Source organism: Pseudomonas sp. BP6, assembly GCF_017875935.1.
GTDB classification, from domain to species: Bacteria; Pseudomonadota; Gammaproteobacteria; order Pseudomonadales; family Pseudomonadaceae; genus Aquipseudomonas; species Aquipseudomonas putida_Y.
Genome location: NZ_JAGINI010000001.1, coordinates 1,261,383 through 1,274,789, shown reverse-complemented (window position 1 = coordinate 1,274,789; position 13,407 = coordinate 1,261,383). Strand labels below are relative to the sequence as shown.

Sequence of the window (13,407 nt, the reverse complement as noted above, 5' to 3'; positions counted from 1 at the left end):
GTTTACCCGCGAAAGGGCCGGGCCTGCTGGCCAATTTCCACCCGTCGTTCACCGTTGCCGCCGCTACCGTATTCGCGGGTAAACCCGCTCCTACAACGCAATGGGTGGTGGGCACACATCGGAGGTTGGACGCAGGCCGTCGTAGGAGCGGGTTTACCCGCGAAAGGGCCGGCCCTGCTGGCCAATTTCCACCCGTCGTTCACCGTTGCCGCCGCTACCGTATTCGCGGGTAAACCCGCTCCTACAACGCAATGGGTGGTGGGCACACATCGGAGGCTGGACGCAGGCCGTCGTAGGAGCGGGTTTACCCGCGAAAGGGCCGGGCCTGCTGGCCAATCTCCACCTGCCGCTCACCGTTGCCGCCGCTACCGTATTCGCGGGTAAACCCGCTCCTACAACGCAATGGGTGGTGGGCACACATCGGAGGTTGGACGCAGGCCGTCGTAGGAACGGGTTTACCCGCGAAAGGGCCGGGCCTGCTGGCCAATTTCCACCCGTCGTTCACCGTTGCCGCCGCTACCGTATTCGCGGGTAAACCCGCTCCTACAATGGGTGGTGGGCACACATCGGAGGCTGGACGCAGGCCGTCGTAGGAGCGGGTTTACCCGCGAAAGGGCCAGGCCTGCTGGCCAATTTCCACCCGTCGTTCACCGTTGCCGCCGCTACCGTATTCGCGGGTAAACCCGCTCCTACAATGGGTGGTGGGCACACATCGGCGGTTGGACGCAGGCCGTCGTAGGAGCGGGTTTACCCGCGAAAGGGCCGGGCCTGCTGGCCAATTTCCACCCGTCGTTCACCGTTGCCGCCGCTACCGTATTCGCGGGTAAACCCGCTCCTACAACGCAATGGGTGGTGGGCACACATCGGAGGTTGGACGCAGGCCGTCGTAGGAGCGGGTTTACCCGCGAAAGGGCCAGGCCTGCTGGCCAATTTCCACCCGTCGTTCACCGTTGCCGCTGCCACCGTATTCGCGGGCAAACCCGACTGGTGGCAGCGAACAGGCCCGCGCAGTCAATCGACCAGCTGAGCTTCCTTCAACGCCCCCAACGCCTCCTGCCAGCGCGGCTGCTGGCGATAATCGGTCCGCGCAAAACCTTGCCCGCGCATCCGCGCAATCCTCGGCGACGGTTTGACCTTCAACCGCTGCGCCGCACTCAGCGCCAGCTCCGCCGCCGCCCGGTCATTGCACACCAGGCCCATATCACAGCCGGCGCTCAGCGCCGCTTCGATACGGCTGGCCGCATCGCCCACCACATGCGCACCGGCCATCGACAGGTCATCACTGAAGATCACCCCGTCAAAGCCCAGCTCGCCACGCAGGATGTCCTGCAACCAACGCCGCGAGAAGCCGGCTGGCTGGTTGTCGACCTGCGGGTAGATGACATGCGCCGGCATCACTGCCGCAAGCTGCCCACTCAGGCGGGTAAACGGCACCAGGTCGGCCTGGCGCAGTTGTTCCAGGCTGCGCTCATCGGTGGGGATAGCCACGTGCGAATCGGCTTCGGCCCAGCCATGCCCCGGGAAATGCTTGCCACAGGCGGCCATACCCGCCGCATTCATGCCACGGATGAACGCGCCAGCCAGTTGCGTTGCACGCAGCGGGTCACTCTCGAACGCGCGGCTGCCCACCACGGCGCTACGCTGGTGGTCCAGGTCGAGCACAGGAGCGAAGCTGAGGTCCAGGCCAACCGCCAGTACCTCGGTCGCCATCAGCCAGCCGCACTGCTCAGCCAGGTATTCGGCATTGTCGTTATCGGCCAGCGCACGCATGGCCGGCAGGCGAACAAAGCCCTGGCGCAGACGCTGTACGCGCCCGCCTTCCTGGTCCACTGCCAGGATCAGATCGGGGCGAATGGCGCGGATGGACGCGCACAGTTCGCGCACCTGGCGCGGGCTGTCGATATTGCGGGCAAAGATGATCAGGCCAGCCACTTCGGGCTGGCGCAGCAGTTGACGGTCTTCGGCGGTCAGCCATTTACCGGCGATATCCACCATCAGGGAGCCTTGCAGGCTGACAGTCATGGGTAATCCTTCATTGAAGACAGAGAGCGGCCCACCGGGGGGCAGCAGACACCGGCAGACACATGCCGTTGGCCACAAGCGAAGCCACACAGGCACTGGTCAGCAAGGGGAATGTGAAGTAGATCGGGCATGGGCGCTAGCTTAGCGGAAGCGCCCTGCCACGCCCAGCCTTCAGGCCTTGGCGGTAGCCGAGCTGGTCTTTGTTCGCGGGCGCAGCTGCGCAGTGGCCATCGCCTCGTCGGTCACACCGCTGTCAGCGCGCATGCCTGCCGCCAGGAACGGCACCATCAGGCGCATCACCTGCTCGATCGAAGTGTTGATGCCGAAGTCGGTCTCGGCAATCGCCCGCAGGGCTTTGATACCGGACATGCTGAAGGCCGCGGCACCCAGCATGAAGTGCACACGCCAGAACAGTTCCAGTGGCGGAATGCGTGGCGCTGCCTCGTTCACCAACAGCATGTAGCGGCGGAACACTTTGCCGTACATGTCTTCCAGATAGCGCCGCAGGTGCCCTTGGCTCTGGCTGAACGCCAGACCCAGCAGGCGCATGAAGATCGACAGGTCGTTGTTGCTACGCGGTTGCACGGCCAGCGCCTGCTCTACGAGCATTTCCAGCAGTTCTTCGAGGCTGGGCTTTTGCTCCGGCTTGGCCTGGCGGCGCTCCAGCTCACGCTCGAGACTGGCGCAGAATGGGCCAAGGAAACGCGAGAAAACGGCCTGGATCAGCGCCTTCTTGGAGCCGAAATGATAGTTGACTGCCGCCAGGTTGACCCCGGCCTTGCTGGTAATCAGCCGCAACGAGGTTTCGGCGAACCCCCTTTCCGCGAACAGCTGCTCGGCAGCGTCGAGAATGCGTTCAACGGTTTCCGATTGGGCCATGACTACTCCGACTACTCCGCCAGACAAACAGGTGTTTGAAACATACGTTTCAGCCCTGCTTCTGTCAAGGCTCGGTGACTGGGCGGTCGCCATTTAAAAGGTGCAAGCTGGAAGCTGCAAGCGCGATGTGACAGCAACACCGGCCGGATATCGCAAAATCGCGTCCAGGGGTGACTGAAAAGCATGGGAGGACTGCCGTTTCGCCCTTTCTTGCAGCTTGGAGCTTGCAGCGGGCCTGACACTGTATATAATCCCAGTCACTGTACAAAAAGACAGAGCGCTTACCATGTTGAAACTGACGCCACGCCAAGCCGAAATTCTCGCGTTCATCAAGCGCTGCCTGGAAGACAACGGCTTCCCGCCCACCCGCGCGGAGATTGCTCAGGAGCTGGGCTTCAAGTCGCCCAATGCCGCCGAGGAGCACCTCAAGGCCCTTGCCCGCAAGGGCGCGATCGAAATGACGCCGGGCGCTTCCCGCGGCATCCGCATCCCTGGCCTGGAAGCCAAGGCCGAAGAAGCCGGCCTGCCCATCATCGGCCGGGTAGCTGCCGGTGCGCCGATCCTTGCAGAACAGCACATCGAGCAATCCTGCAACATCAACCCTGCCTTCTTCCACCCCCAAGCCGATTATTTGCTGCGCGTACACGGCATGAGCATGAAGGACGTCGGCATCTTCGACGGTGACCTGCTGGCTGTGCACACCTGTCGTGAAGCCCGCAACGGCCAGATCGTGGTGGCGCGCATCGGCGACGAAGTCACAGTCAAGCGCTTCAAGCGCGAAGGCAGCAAAGTCTGGCTGCTTGCCGAAAACCCCGAATTCGCCCCCATCGAAGTCGACCTGAAAGAACAGGAACTGGTGATCGAGGGCTTGAGCGTCGGCGTCATTCGCCGCTGATCCAGGAGGCGTCATGCAGCAGTTCATTCACGCACCCGAGCAAGCCCAGTTGCCCCTGTTCGAAGCATTCCTCGCCCAGCCCGTGCTGCCAGGCCTAAAAGCCAGGGAACTGGCGCGCAAGAGCAGCCAGCCCGAACTGTTCAGCGAACTGTCGCTGCGCGGTGCCCCTGGCCACTGCCAAAGCCTGCTGGCGCCAGTGCTGCGCGAGTTGAGCGAAGAGGACGAGGCCCGCTGGCTGACCCTGATCGCCCCACCGCCAAGCCTGACCCAGGCCTGGCTGCGCGATGCCGGACTCAACCGTGAACGCATTCTGCTGCTGCAACCCCGCAGCAATCAAAGCTCGCTGCAACTGGCCTGTGAGGCTTTGCGCCTGGGCCTCAGCCACACAGTGGTGAGCTGGCTGGGTAACGTCAATGCCACTGCACGTCAGCAACTGCTACGTGCTGCCAGTGCCGGAAACGCACAAAGCCTGAACATCCGCCTCGGCTGATGTTCAGGCTTTGCCTGTCACTTCAACTAGCCTGATACGCTGCTGCACCCTCAGTGCAGCACACGCGGCCCTTCATCACGCTCGAGCTCGCCATCCATCAGGCGACCGGCCATCTGCACGCCCACACTGAGCATGGCCTTGGCCACTTCCACATGCTGACCCTGCAGGAACACCTTGGCGTCTTCCGAGAAATCCAGGGTTACCAGAGAGCCCTCATCCTCGGCGCGACGAAGTTCGATGCGGCCGTCAGGCAACTCGACAATTTCCAGAAAAGACGTAGACATAAATGGCAGTTCTCCGCGAAAGGCGATTATTGTACCAGCCGTTGCGGTTATCAGCACTCACTCAACGCGTCGCGGAAACGTCTCACCAAACTTTTGAGGTCGTTGCGCCAGCTTTCCAGCTCGACACGCGACAGCGCTGGATGCTCAGGCTCATCCAGATTGACGGCCTGAATCAGTGGCTGGGTAACGTCGGTTTTCGGCGCTTTTCTGGCGACCGGTGGTCGGAACAAATCGGCATAAGCACCGAGCATTTGCGCCAGCCAGGTTTCACGCTGGCGGGCCAGCTCCAGCAACTCGGCCACTTCCGGGATGGTTATACCGTTCAGGGCATCCTCGGCCAGGGCTTGCTCCACCGTTGCGACAACCGGCAGGCGGTAGAAGCCCCCGATTTCATGGCACAGCCCCAACAGAGCACCATACAGGTGGAACAGCGCCGACTCGCGTTCAGCCTGAACCAGGCCTTGGGCATTCATGGCCTGGCTTTGTTCAGCCTTGGCCATGGACTCCAGGGCGAGGCCGGCGAAGAACAGTTTCTGGTTGGTACGGGTGTAGAGTTCCTGGGCCATTTCAGTGCCCTCCCATAAGGCTACAAGGCGGATATCTGCATCATAAATGATTGGGGCCGCTTTGCGCCCCTTCGCGGGCTTGCCCGCTCCCACCAGTACAGCGCCACATTCAAGGGCGGCGCGATACCTGTGGGAGCGGGCAAGCCCGCGAAGGGGCGCAAAGCGGCCCCATATCACAGCACCGATGGATCAGCGCTTGTCTTCAACCTTCCAGGCATTGCCGTCGTAGAACGCCTTCCAACCGGTCGGCTTGCCATCGACCTCGGACTGCACGTACTGCTCCTTGGTCTTGCGGCTGTAGCGGATCACCGCCGGGCGGCCATCCGGGTCTTTCTGCGGCGCATCGCACAGGAAGTGGTACTTCGGGTCGATCTCATGCTTGTGCGGCACAATCTCCAGCACCAGCGGCGCACGGGTCTCGCGGTTCTTGGGGAACTGGCTGGCAGCCAGGAACAGCCCCGAAGCACCGTCGCGAAGCACGTAGGTATCGTCGACCTTCTCGCACTTGAGCTCCGGCATGTCTACCTTGTCCATCTTCGGCGGCGCCGCCTCGCCGCTCTTGAGCAGCTTGCGGGTGTTCTTGCACGCCGGGTTGGTGCAGCCGAAGAACTTGCCGAAACGGCCGGTCTTCAATTGCATCTCGCTGCCGCACTTGTCGCACTCCAGGCTCGGCCCTTCGTAGCCCTTGATGCGGTAGTTGCCTTCCTCGATCTCGTAACCTACACAATCCGGGTTGTTACCACAGATGTGCAGCTTGTGCTTCTCGTCCAGCAGGTAGGCGTCCATCGCCGTGGCGCAGATCGGGCAACGGTGCTTGCCCAGCAGTACGCGCGATTCCGACTCGCCCTCGTCGTCAGCGGCGATCTCGTCGCCCGGCACCAGGTTGACGGTAGCCTTGCAGCGCTCTTTCGGTGGCAGGCTGTAGCCAGAGCAACCCAGGAACACGCCTGTAGAGGCGGTGCGAATCATCATCGGCCGACCACATTCCTTGCATGGAATGTTGGTCATGGTCGGCTGGTTGGCGCGCATGCCGTCTTCGCTGGACTCGGCAGTCTGCAGCTTTTTGCTGAAGTCGCCGTAGAACTCGTCGAGCACGTTTTTCCAGTCACGCTCGCCCTGGGCCACGTCGTCGAGGTTCTCTTCCATGACGGCAGTAAAGCCATAGTCCATCAGGTTGGAGAAGCTCTCCGACAGGCGCTCGGTGACGATGTCGCCCATCTTCTCGGAGTAGAAGCGGCGGTTGTGCAGCGTCACATAGCCACGGTCCTGGATGGTGGAAATGATCGCCGCGTAGGTCGATGGGCGGCCAATGCCGCGCTTTTCCATTTCCTTGACCAGGCTGGCTTCGGTGAAGCGCGCCGGCGGCTTGGTGAAGTGCTGGCTCGGGTCGATCTGGATCAGTTTAAGCGCTTCACCCTGAACCATTTCTGGCAGCACGTCGTCTTCGCCCGGCTTGCTCTGCTGGGGCAGCACACGGGTGTAGCCGTCGAACTTGAGGATGCGGCCCTTGGCACGCAGCTCGAAATCGCCGGCCGCGACGGTGACGCTGGTGGACAGGTACTGCGCTGGCGGCATCTGGCAAGCCAGGAACTGGCGCCAGATCAGCTCGTACAGGCGCTCGGCATCACGCTCCATGCCGCTGAGCTTGGCCGGGTGGGTATTCACGTCAGAAGGTCGAATCGCTTCGTGTGCCTCCTGGGCGCCCTCCTTGCTGCCGTAAACCAGTGGCGCCTCCGGCAGGTACTGCTTGCCGAACTCCCGCTCGATGTAGCTGCGTGCCATATCCAGGGCGTCAGCCGACAGGTTGGTCGAGTCGGTACGCATGTAGGTGATGTAACCGGCTTCGTACAAGCGCTGGGCCATCATCATGGTTTTCTTCACACCGAAGCCCAGGCGGTTACTGGCCGCTTGCTGCAAGGTGGAAGTAATGAAGGGTGCCGATGGCTTGCTGCTGGTCGGACGGTCTTCGCGCTTGACCACGCTGTAGCTGGAAGCCTTGAGCTTATCCAGCGCCGCCATGGCCTGAGCTTCGTTCAACGGCTTGAAGGCCTCGCCCTTCTCGCGCGCCACCTCGAAACGCACCTTGGCGTTCTTGGCGGTGCCGAGGTCGGCGTGGATCTCCCAGTACTCTTCCGGGATGAACGCGCGGATCTCGCGCTCGCGCTCCACCACCAGCTTTACCGCTACCGACTGCACACGGCCAGCGGACAGGCCGCGGGCAATCTTGGCCCACAGCAGCGGCGAAACCATGTAACCGACCACGCGGTCGAGGAAACGCCGTGCCTGTTGGGCGTTGACCCGGTCGATGTCCAGCTCGCCCGGCTGCGAAAAGGCCTCCTGAATGGCCTTCTTGGTAATTTCGTTGAACACCACGCGCTTGTAGCGGGTGTCGTCACCCCCGATGGCCTCGCGCAGGTGCCAGGCAATGGCTTCCCCTTCGCGGTCCAAGTCGGTTGCGAGATAGATGGTGTCGGCATCCTTGGCCAGGCGGCGCAGCTCTTCGATCACCTTTTCCTTGCCAGGCAGGATCTCGTACTTGGCCTTCCAGCCATGGTCGGGGTCGACGCCCATGCGCGCCACCAGCTGGCGGCGGGCCTTTTCTTTCGGCGAAAGCGCCGGCGCCTCACCCGCAGCCTTGCCACGCTTGGCGGCCGGCTCTTTGCTCGCGCTGGCCGAACCGCTGGTGGGGAGGTCTCGGATATGGCCGATACTCGACTTCACCACGTACTGGTTGCCCAGGTACTTGTTGATGGTCTTGGCCTTGGCCGGGGATTCCACAATGACCAGCGATTTGCCCATGGATCGGAGTATTCCTGAATCTGAAGATAAAAAACGCGCCAAGTGCCAGACGCGGCACCGCTATATATAGTGGCAAAAGTGTGAGGTCAAGCTCGGACGATCAGTCGTGCGACTTGCCCAGCAACCCGGGCAGCCCTTCTTCGGCCTTGACCAAAGCAAAGCGTGGCACCTGCTCGCCGTCAACTTCTACGGACTCCTCGAACATCGAAAGGGGGCGTACCCAGAAGCTGTAATCACCATACAGGCATTGGTAGAACACCATCCACTCTTCGGTTTCGGAGTGCCGCGCAACACTGAAGACACGGTACTCAGGCCCTTTGTAATGCCGGTAGACGCCTGGTTGTATCTGCATGTTGCACACCTCCTGAATAAAACCTGAAAAAAACAAAACCGGGGCACAAGGCCCCGGTTGCTGTCCCGCTACGCGATCAGACGCGTTCGAAGACAGTGGTGATACCTTGGCCCAGGCCGACGCACATGGTCGCAACACCCAGAGTACCGCCATTTTGCTTCATGACGTTGAGCAGGGTGCCGGAAATCCGCGCCCCGGAGCAACCGAACGGGTGGCCCAAGGCAATCGCGCCGCCGTGCAGGTTAACCTTCTCATCCATCTTGTCGAGCACTTTCAAGTCTTTCAGCACTGGCAGAGCCTGTGCAGCGAAGGCTTCATTGAGCTCGATGAAGTCGATGTCAGCCATGGTAAGACCGGCACGCTTGAGGGCTTTCTGGGTCGATGGCACCGGGCCGTAACCCATGATCGCCGGGTCGACACCCGCCACCGCCATCGAGCGGATGACCGCCAATGGCTGGATACCCAGGTCCATCGCACGCTGGCCGGACATCACGATCATGCACGATGCGCCGTCGGTAATCTGCGACGAGGTACCGGCAGTGACAGTACCGCCTTTCGGGTTGAACGCAGGCTTGAGCGACGCAAGGCCTTCGAGGGTGGTTTCCGGGCGAATGGTTTCGTCGAAATCGAACACCTTCAGGAAGCCGTTTTCGTCATAGCCCTGCATCGGGATGATTTCATCCTTGAACTTGCCTTCGACAGTGGCCTTGTGGGCCAGCTGGTGCGAACGCAAGCCGAACAGGTCCTGCTGCTCACGGGTGATGCCGTGCATCTTGCCGAGCATTTCCGCAGTCAGGCCCATCATCCCGGAAGCCTTGGCGGCATGCAAGGACAGGTGCGGGTTGGGGTCGACGCCGTGCATCATGCTGACGTGGCCCATGTGCTCCACGCCACCCACCACGAACACATCACCGTTACCGGTCATGATCGCCTGGGCAGCCGTGTGCAGGGCGCTCATCGACGAACCGCACAGGCGGCTGACGGTCTGCGCCGCAGAGGTGTGCGGGATCGGGGTCATCAGCGACGCCATGCGGGCGATGTTCCAGCCCTGCTCCAGGGTCTGGTTGACGCAGCCCCAGATCACATCCTCGACTTCTTTCGGGTCGACCTTGCCGTTGCGTTCCAGCAGTTTGCTGATCAGGTGCGCCGACATGTCTTCAGCGCGGGTATTGCGGTGCATGCCACCCTTGGAGCGGCCCATTGGCGTGCGACCGAAGTCGACAATCACCACGTCTCTTGGATTCAGGCTCATATCAAATCTCTCGCTCTAGCTCGTTGACCGCTCAGTTGAAGAAGCGCTGGCCGTTCTTGGCCATTTCACGCAGCTTGGCGGTCGGGTGGTACAGCGGCCCCAGGTCGGCGTACTGATCGGCCAGGGCAACGAATTCGGCCACACCGATCGAGTCGATGTAACGCAGCGCACCACCGCGGAAGGGAGGGAAACCAATGCCGTAGACCAGCCCCATATCGGCTTCGGCGGCGGTTTCGACGATGCCGTCTTCCAGGCAGCGCACAGTCTCCAGGCACAGCGGGACCATCATCCAGTTGATGATGTCTTCATCGGTCACTTCACGCTGCTCGAACACGATCGGTTTGAGCACGTCGAGCACGGTGGCATCGAAAACCTTCTTCGGCTTGCCGCGCTTGTCGGTTTCGTAGGCGTAGAAGCCCTTGCCGTTCTTCTGACCCAGGCGGTTAGCCTCGTACAGCGCGTCAACGGCCGAGCGACGCTCGTCCTTCATCCGGTCCGGGAAACCTTCGGCCATCACATCGCGGCCATGGTGACCGGTGTCGATGCCGACCACGTCCATCAGGTAGGCTGGGCCCATCGGCCAGCCGAACTTTTCCATGACCTTGTCGATACGCACAAAATCGACGCCGGCGCTGACCAGCTTGGCGAAGCCGCCGAAGTACGGGAACAGCACGCGGTTGACCAAAAAGCCCGGGCAGTCGTTGACCACGATCGGGTTCTTGCCCATTTTCTTGGCGTAGGCCACGGTGGTGGCAACCGCCACTTCACTGGACTTCTCGCCACGGATCACTTCAACCAGCGGCATCATGTGCACCGGGTTGAAGAAGTGCATGCCGACGAAGTTTTCCGGACGCTTGAGCGCCTTGGCCAGCAGGTTGATGGAGATGGTGGAGGTGTTGGAAGCGAGGATCGCATCGTCCTTCACCTGGCCTTCCACTTCCGCCAGTACCGCTTGCTTGACCTTCGGGTTCTCGACCACAGCCTCGACGACGATGTCGACATTGGCGAAATCGCCATAAGACAGGGTCGGGCGAATGGCGTTGAGGGCCTCGGCCATCTTGGCCGGGGTCAGGCGGCCCTTCTCGACGCGGTTGCCGAGCAGCTTGGAGGCCTCGTTCAGACCCAGTTGAATGGCTTCCTCGCGGATGTCCTTCATCAGGATCGGCGTACCTTTGACCGCCGACTGGTAGGCGATACCGCCGCCCATGATGCCGGCGCCGAGGACGGCGGCCTGCTTCACGTCGTGGGCGATCTCGTCATGCGCCTTGGCCTTGCGCTTGAGTTCCTGATCGTTGAGGAACAAGCCGATCAGGCTCTCGGCGACCGAGGTCTTGGCCAGCTTGGCAAAGCCCGCGGCTTCGACTTCCAGGGCCTTGTCGCGACCGAAGTTGGCGGCTTTCTGGATGCTCTTGATCGCTTCGACCGGGGCCGGGTAGTTCGGCCCGGCCTGGCCTGCGACGAAGCCCTTGGCGGTCTCGAAGGCCATCATCTGCTCGATGGCATTGAGCTTGAGCTTTTCCAGCTTCGGCTGGCGCTTGGCCTTGTAGTCCAGCTCGCCACTGATGGCACGCTTGATCAGGTCGAGGGCACCGGCCAGCAGCAGCTCAGGGGCGACCACGGCGTCGACGGCCCCCACTTTCAGGGCGTCTTCGGCACGGTTTTCCTTGCCGGCGGCGATCCACTCGATGGCGTTGTCCGAGCCGATCAGGCGCGGCAGGCGCACGGTACCGCCAAAGCCCGGGTAGATACCCAGCTTGACTTCCGGCAGGCCGATCCTGGCGCTGCTGGACATGACCCGGTAGTCGGCCGCCAGGCACATTTCCAGGCCGCCGCCCAGCGCGATGCCGTTGATGGCGGCAACGGTCGGCACTTCGAGGTCTTCGAAGGCGTTGAAGATGCGATTGGCTTCCAGGTTGCCAGCGACCAGCTCGGCCTCAGGCAGCTTGAAGTTGTCGACGAACTCGGTGATGTCGGCGCCGACGATGAACACGTCCTTGCCACTGCTGACGATCACGCCCTTGACCGAGGTATCGGCCTGGATGGCATCGACGGCCTGGCGCAGCTCGCTCAGGGTAAGGCGGTTGAACTTGTTGACGGACTCACCCTTGAGGTCGAACTTGAGCTCGACGATGCCACTTTCAAGAGCCTTAACCGTGATGGCTTTACCTTCGTAAATCATCAACTGATCTCCACGATATGGAAGCTGAACTGTACACGCCGATCGCTGCAGCAAAAGCAGGCCTAGCTGCCCTGCCCCAGGCACACCCGTCAGCGCGCTAGTCGGAAGTATGGCTTGGCGTGATGACATACAAACGCTCAATTCATACGCCCGTTTGATTTGGGTGTGCACACATTCTCCGAAAAGATGGGCGTTGTCAAATGCTCACGAGCACGGCGAAAGCGCGACTTTCCAGTCATTTTCTATCGCCCGGGTACAAAACATGATGACAGTGATCGCCGGTCATTCATGTCAGCGATTGACCACACGTATTGGCTGGAGTGCTTTGCGCTTGCGCGGCGAGCCAGGGCGACTACACTGGCACTTGCTTGCATGAATACCCGGCCTGCCTGGCCTTTTCTGCGCAGCAGAACGCAAAGCGGCGACTTGGCACCCCACCCCTTCAGGGTCATGCCGAGCCGCCGCTTTGTCGTTATAGAACAGATTGACCAGGCTGGATTCCGCCCCCGTAGGAGCGGGTTTACCCGCGAAGCAGGCACCGCGGAGCTTGGCACCGGCCCTGCCGGTGTTCGCAGATGAATCCTCGCCTACAGGGGCGCATATGGGCTGAGCTCAAGCCAAGGTTTCGAGGGCGTAGGCAACATCCTGCAACACAGCAGTATCGCCGCGCTCGGTCCAGTACAAGGCAATCATCCGAGCATCGGCCTCCACCTTGTACACACTCGCCGGCAAACGCGACAAGGCGCCCATGAAGCGTGGGTCTTCGCAGGGCTCGCGCCACTGATTCCACCACACCCCGGGGCTGACCTGCCAGAAGCTGAAACTGTCCTCATGCCCACGACGCCGGGCTCGGTGATATTGCGGGCAGGGGCTTGGCGGCTCTTTTTCCAGCCAGTGCGGCCACTGCTGAGGCGCCAGCTGCATGGCCAGCCCCATGCGCCGAGCCTCCAGGCGCAACTTCATCTGCTCGCTCTGCTTGCGCGAACTGCGCAGCCAGGAAAGCGGGCTGAGAATCAGCGCAAGGATTGACACCACCAGCAATACCGTCATATCAGTAGTTCCCATAAAACGTTGCAAATGAGCTGGTTAGCCATTTTCACGGTGGACCCGCCCTAAAGCGACCATACTTCTTCTATCGCGATTGTCAGGAGTACCGCTCATGAAATACGAACATTTGTTGGTCGCTGTCGACCTGACCGAAGAGTGCGACCCGGTGATCAAGCGCGCCATGGCGCTGGCAGAACCTTCGAATGCCAAGGTATCCCTGGTGCACATTGTCGAGCCGATGGCCATGGCTTTCGGCGGTGACGTACCGATGGACCTGTCGCAGTTGCAACAGCAGCAGTTCGACCAGGCCAAGGAGCGCATGGACCGCCTGTTCCACAAATACCCGGAAATCAACCGCGGCGACTCGCACCTGACCTACGGCCAACCGCGCCAGGAAATCCACCAGCTGGCCAAGGACCAGAACTGCGACCTGATCGTGGTCGGCAGCCATGGTCGTCACGGCCTGGCATTGCTGCTGGGCTCCACGGCCAACGATGTGCTGCACGGCGCGCCGTGTGACGTGCTGGCGGTACGCTTGCTGAAGAAGGATTGATTCGACCTGAACCGGCCTCTTCGCGTGCAAGCCTGCGCCTGCAAGGGTATGGCGATCCCTGCAGGAGCGGGTTTACCCGCAAAGAGGCC

The 13,407-nt window shown here is 61.6% G+C and carries 12 protein-coding genes; 3 read left to right on the top strand and 9 right to left on the bottom strand.

Going from position 1 to position 13,407, the window contains the following annotated elements; all coding sequences use genetic code 11:
- Window positions 1-1,011: 1,011 nt before the first annotated feature.
- Window positions 1,012-2,010: a beta-N-acetylhexosaminidase gene (nagZ, locus tag J3A98_RS05685; protein ID WP_209969747.1), complete on the bottom strand. Its 999-nt coding sequence runs from the start codon at window positions 2,008-2,010 to the stop codon at window positions 1,012-1,014.
- A 183-nt stretch (window positions 2,011-2,193) separates the two neighbouring features.
- Entirely contained in the window at window positions 2,194-2,901 is a 708-nt protein-coding gene (locus J3A98_RS05680; RefSeq protein ID WP_003248784.1) for a TetR/AcrR family transcriptional regulator, read from the bottom strand.
- Between the two features lie 286 nt (window positions 2,902-3,187).
- On the opposite strand from J3A98_RS05680, the gene lexA reads away from it, so the two are divergent.
- Together lexA and sulA are read left to right on the top strand one after the other, a co-directional pair.
- The gene (gene lexA / locus J3A98_RS05675) at window positions 3,188-3,796 is read left to right on the top strand and encodes a transcriptional repressor LexA (protein ID WP_010953131.1); all 609 of its coding nucleotides are present in this window, start codon (window positions 3,188-3,190) and stop codon (window positions 3,794-3,796) included.
- Window positions 3,797-3,809: 13 nt separating this feature from the next.
- A complete protein-coding gene (gene sulA / locus J3A98_RS05670; RefSeq protein WP_209964640.1) occupies window positions 3,810-4,286 on the top strand; it encodes an SOS-induced cell division inhibitor SulA in 477 nt (158 codons plus the stop codon).
- A 50-nt stretch (window positions 4,287-4,336) separates the two neighbouring features.
- Here the strand turns inward: sulA and J3A98_RS05665 are convergent, their stop codons facing one another.
- The 7 genes from J3A98_RS05665 to J3A98_RS05635 form a co-directional block, all read right to left on the bottom strand.
- A complete protein-coding gene (locus tag J3A98_RS05665; protein ID WP_003248777.1) occupies window positions 4,337-4,570 on the bottom strand; it encodes a hypothetical protein in 234 nt (77 codons plus the stop codon).
- 50 nt (window positions 4,571-4,620) lie between these two features.
- Complete coding sequence (locus J3A98_RS05660; RefSeq protein WP_209964639.1) at window positions 4,621-5,136, bottom strand: DUF6586 family protein; 516 nt, start codon at window positions 5,134-5,136, stop codon at window positions 4,621-4,623.
- A gap of 189 nt (window positions 5,137-5,325) precedes the next feature.
- Window positions 5,326-7,935: a type I DNA topoisomerase gene (topA, locus tag J3A98_RS05655; RefSeq protein ID WP_209964637.1), complete on the bottom strand. Its 2,610-nt coding sequence runs from the start codon at window positions 7,933-7,935 to the stop codon at window positions 5,326-5,328.
- A 100-nt stretch (window positions 7,936-8,035) separates the two neighbouring features.
- Window positions 8,036-8,287, bottom strand: a complete 252-nt coding sequence (locus J3A98_RS05650; RefSeq protein WP_021785428.1) for a DUF1653 domain-containing protein — start codon at window positions 8,285-8,287, stop codon at window positions 8,036-8,038.
- Between the two features lie 76 nt (window positions 8,288-8,363).
- On the bottom strand, window positions 8,364-9,539 hold the full coding sequence (gene fadA / locus J3A98_RS05645; protein WP_010953128.1) for an acetyl-CoA C-acyltransferase FadA: 1,176 nt from the start codon (window positions 9,537-9,539) through the stop codon (window positions 8,364-8,366).
- A 31-nt stretch (window positions 9,540-9,570) separates the two neighbouring features.
- On the bottom strand, window positions 9,571-11,718 hold the full coding sequence (fadB, locus tag J3A98_RS05640) for a fatty acid oxidation complex subunit alpha FadB (RefSeq protein ID WP_209964635.1): 2,148 nt from the start codon (window positions 11,716-11,718) through the stop codon (window positions 9,571-9,573).
- Between the two features lie 612 nt (window positions 11,719-12,330).
- Window positions 12,331-12,768: a hypothetical protein gene (locus tag J3A98_RS05635; protein ID WP_003248762.1), complete on the bottom strand. Its 438-nt coding sequence runs from the start codon at window positions 12,766-12,768 to the stop codon at window positions 12,331-12,333.
- Window positions 12,769-12,877: 109 nt separating this feature from the next.
- On the opposite strand from J3A98_RS05635, the gene J3A98_RS05630 reads away from it, so the two are divergent.
- Window positions 12,878-13,318, top strand: a complete 441-nt coding sequence (locus J3A98_RS05630; protein WP_176684846.1) for a universal stress protein — start codon at window positions 12,878-12,880, stop codon at window positions 13,316-13,318.
- The last annotated feature ends 89 nt before the right edge of the window (window positions 13,319-13,407 follow it).

Bases quoted from the DNA above. Each gene is read 5' to 3' on its own strand.
- fadA (WP_010953128.1), bottom strand. From the start codon at position 9,539: ATGAGCCTGAATCCAAGAGACGTGGTGATTGTCGACTTCGGTCGCACG.
- topA (WP_209964637.1), bottom strand. From the start codon at position 7,935: ATGGGCAAATCGCTGGTCATTGTGGAATCCCCGGCCAAGGCCAAGACC.
- lexA (WP_010953131.1), top strand. From the start codon at position 3,188: ATGTTGAAACTGACGCCACGCCAAGCCGAAATTCTCGCGTTCATCAAG.
- J3A98_RS05680 (WP_003248784.1), bottom strand. From the start codon at position 2,901: ATGGCCCAATCGGAAACCGTTGAACGCATTCTCGACGCTGCCGAGCAG.
- J3A98_RS05635 (WP_003248762.1), bottom strand. From the start codon at position 12,768: ATGACGGTATTGCTGGTGGTGTCAATCCTTGCGCTGATTCTCAGCCCG.
- fadB (WP_209964635.1), bottom strand. From the start codon at position 11,718: ATGATTTACGAAGGTAAAGCCATCACGGTTAAGGCTCTTGAAAGTGGC.
- J3A98_RS05660 (WP_209964639.1), bottom strand. From the start codon at position 5,136: ATGGCCCAGGAACTCTACACCCGTACCAACCAGAAACTGTTCTTCGCC.
- J3A98_RS05650 (WP_021785428.1), bottom strand. From the start codon at position 8,287: ATGCAGATACAACCAGGCGTCTACCGGCATTACAAAGGGCCTGAGTAC.
- J3A98_RS05665 (WP_003248777.1), bottom strand. From the start codon at position 4,570: ATGTCTACGTCTTTTCTGGAAATTGTCGAGTTGCCTGACGGCCGCATC.
- J3A98_RS05630 (WP_176684846.1), top strand. From the start codon at position 12,878: ATGAAATACGAACATTTGTTGGTCGCTGTCGACCTGACCGAAGAGTGC.
- sulA (WP_209964640.1), top strand. From the start codon at position 3,810: ATGCAGCAGTTCATTCACGCACCCGAGCAAGCCCAGTTGCCCCTGTTC.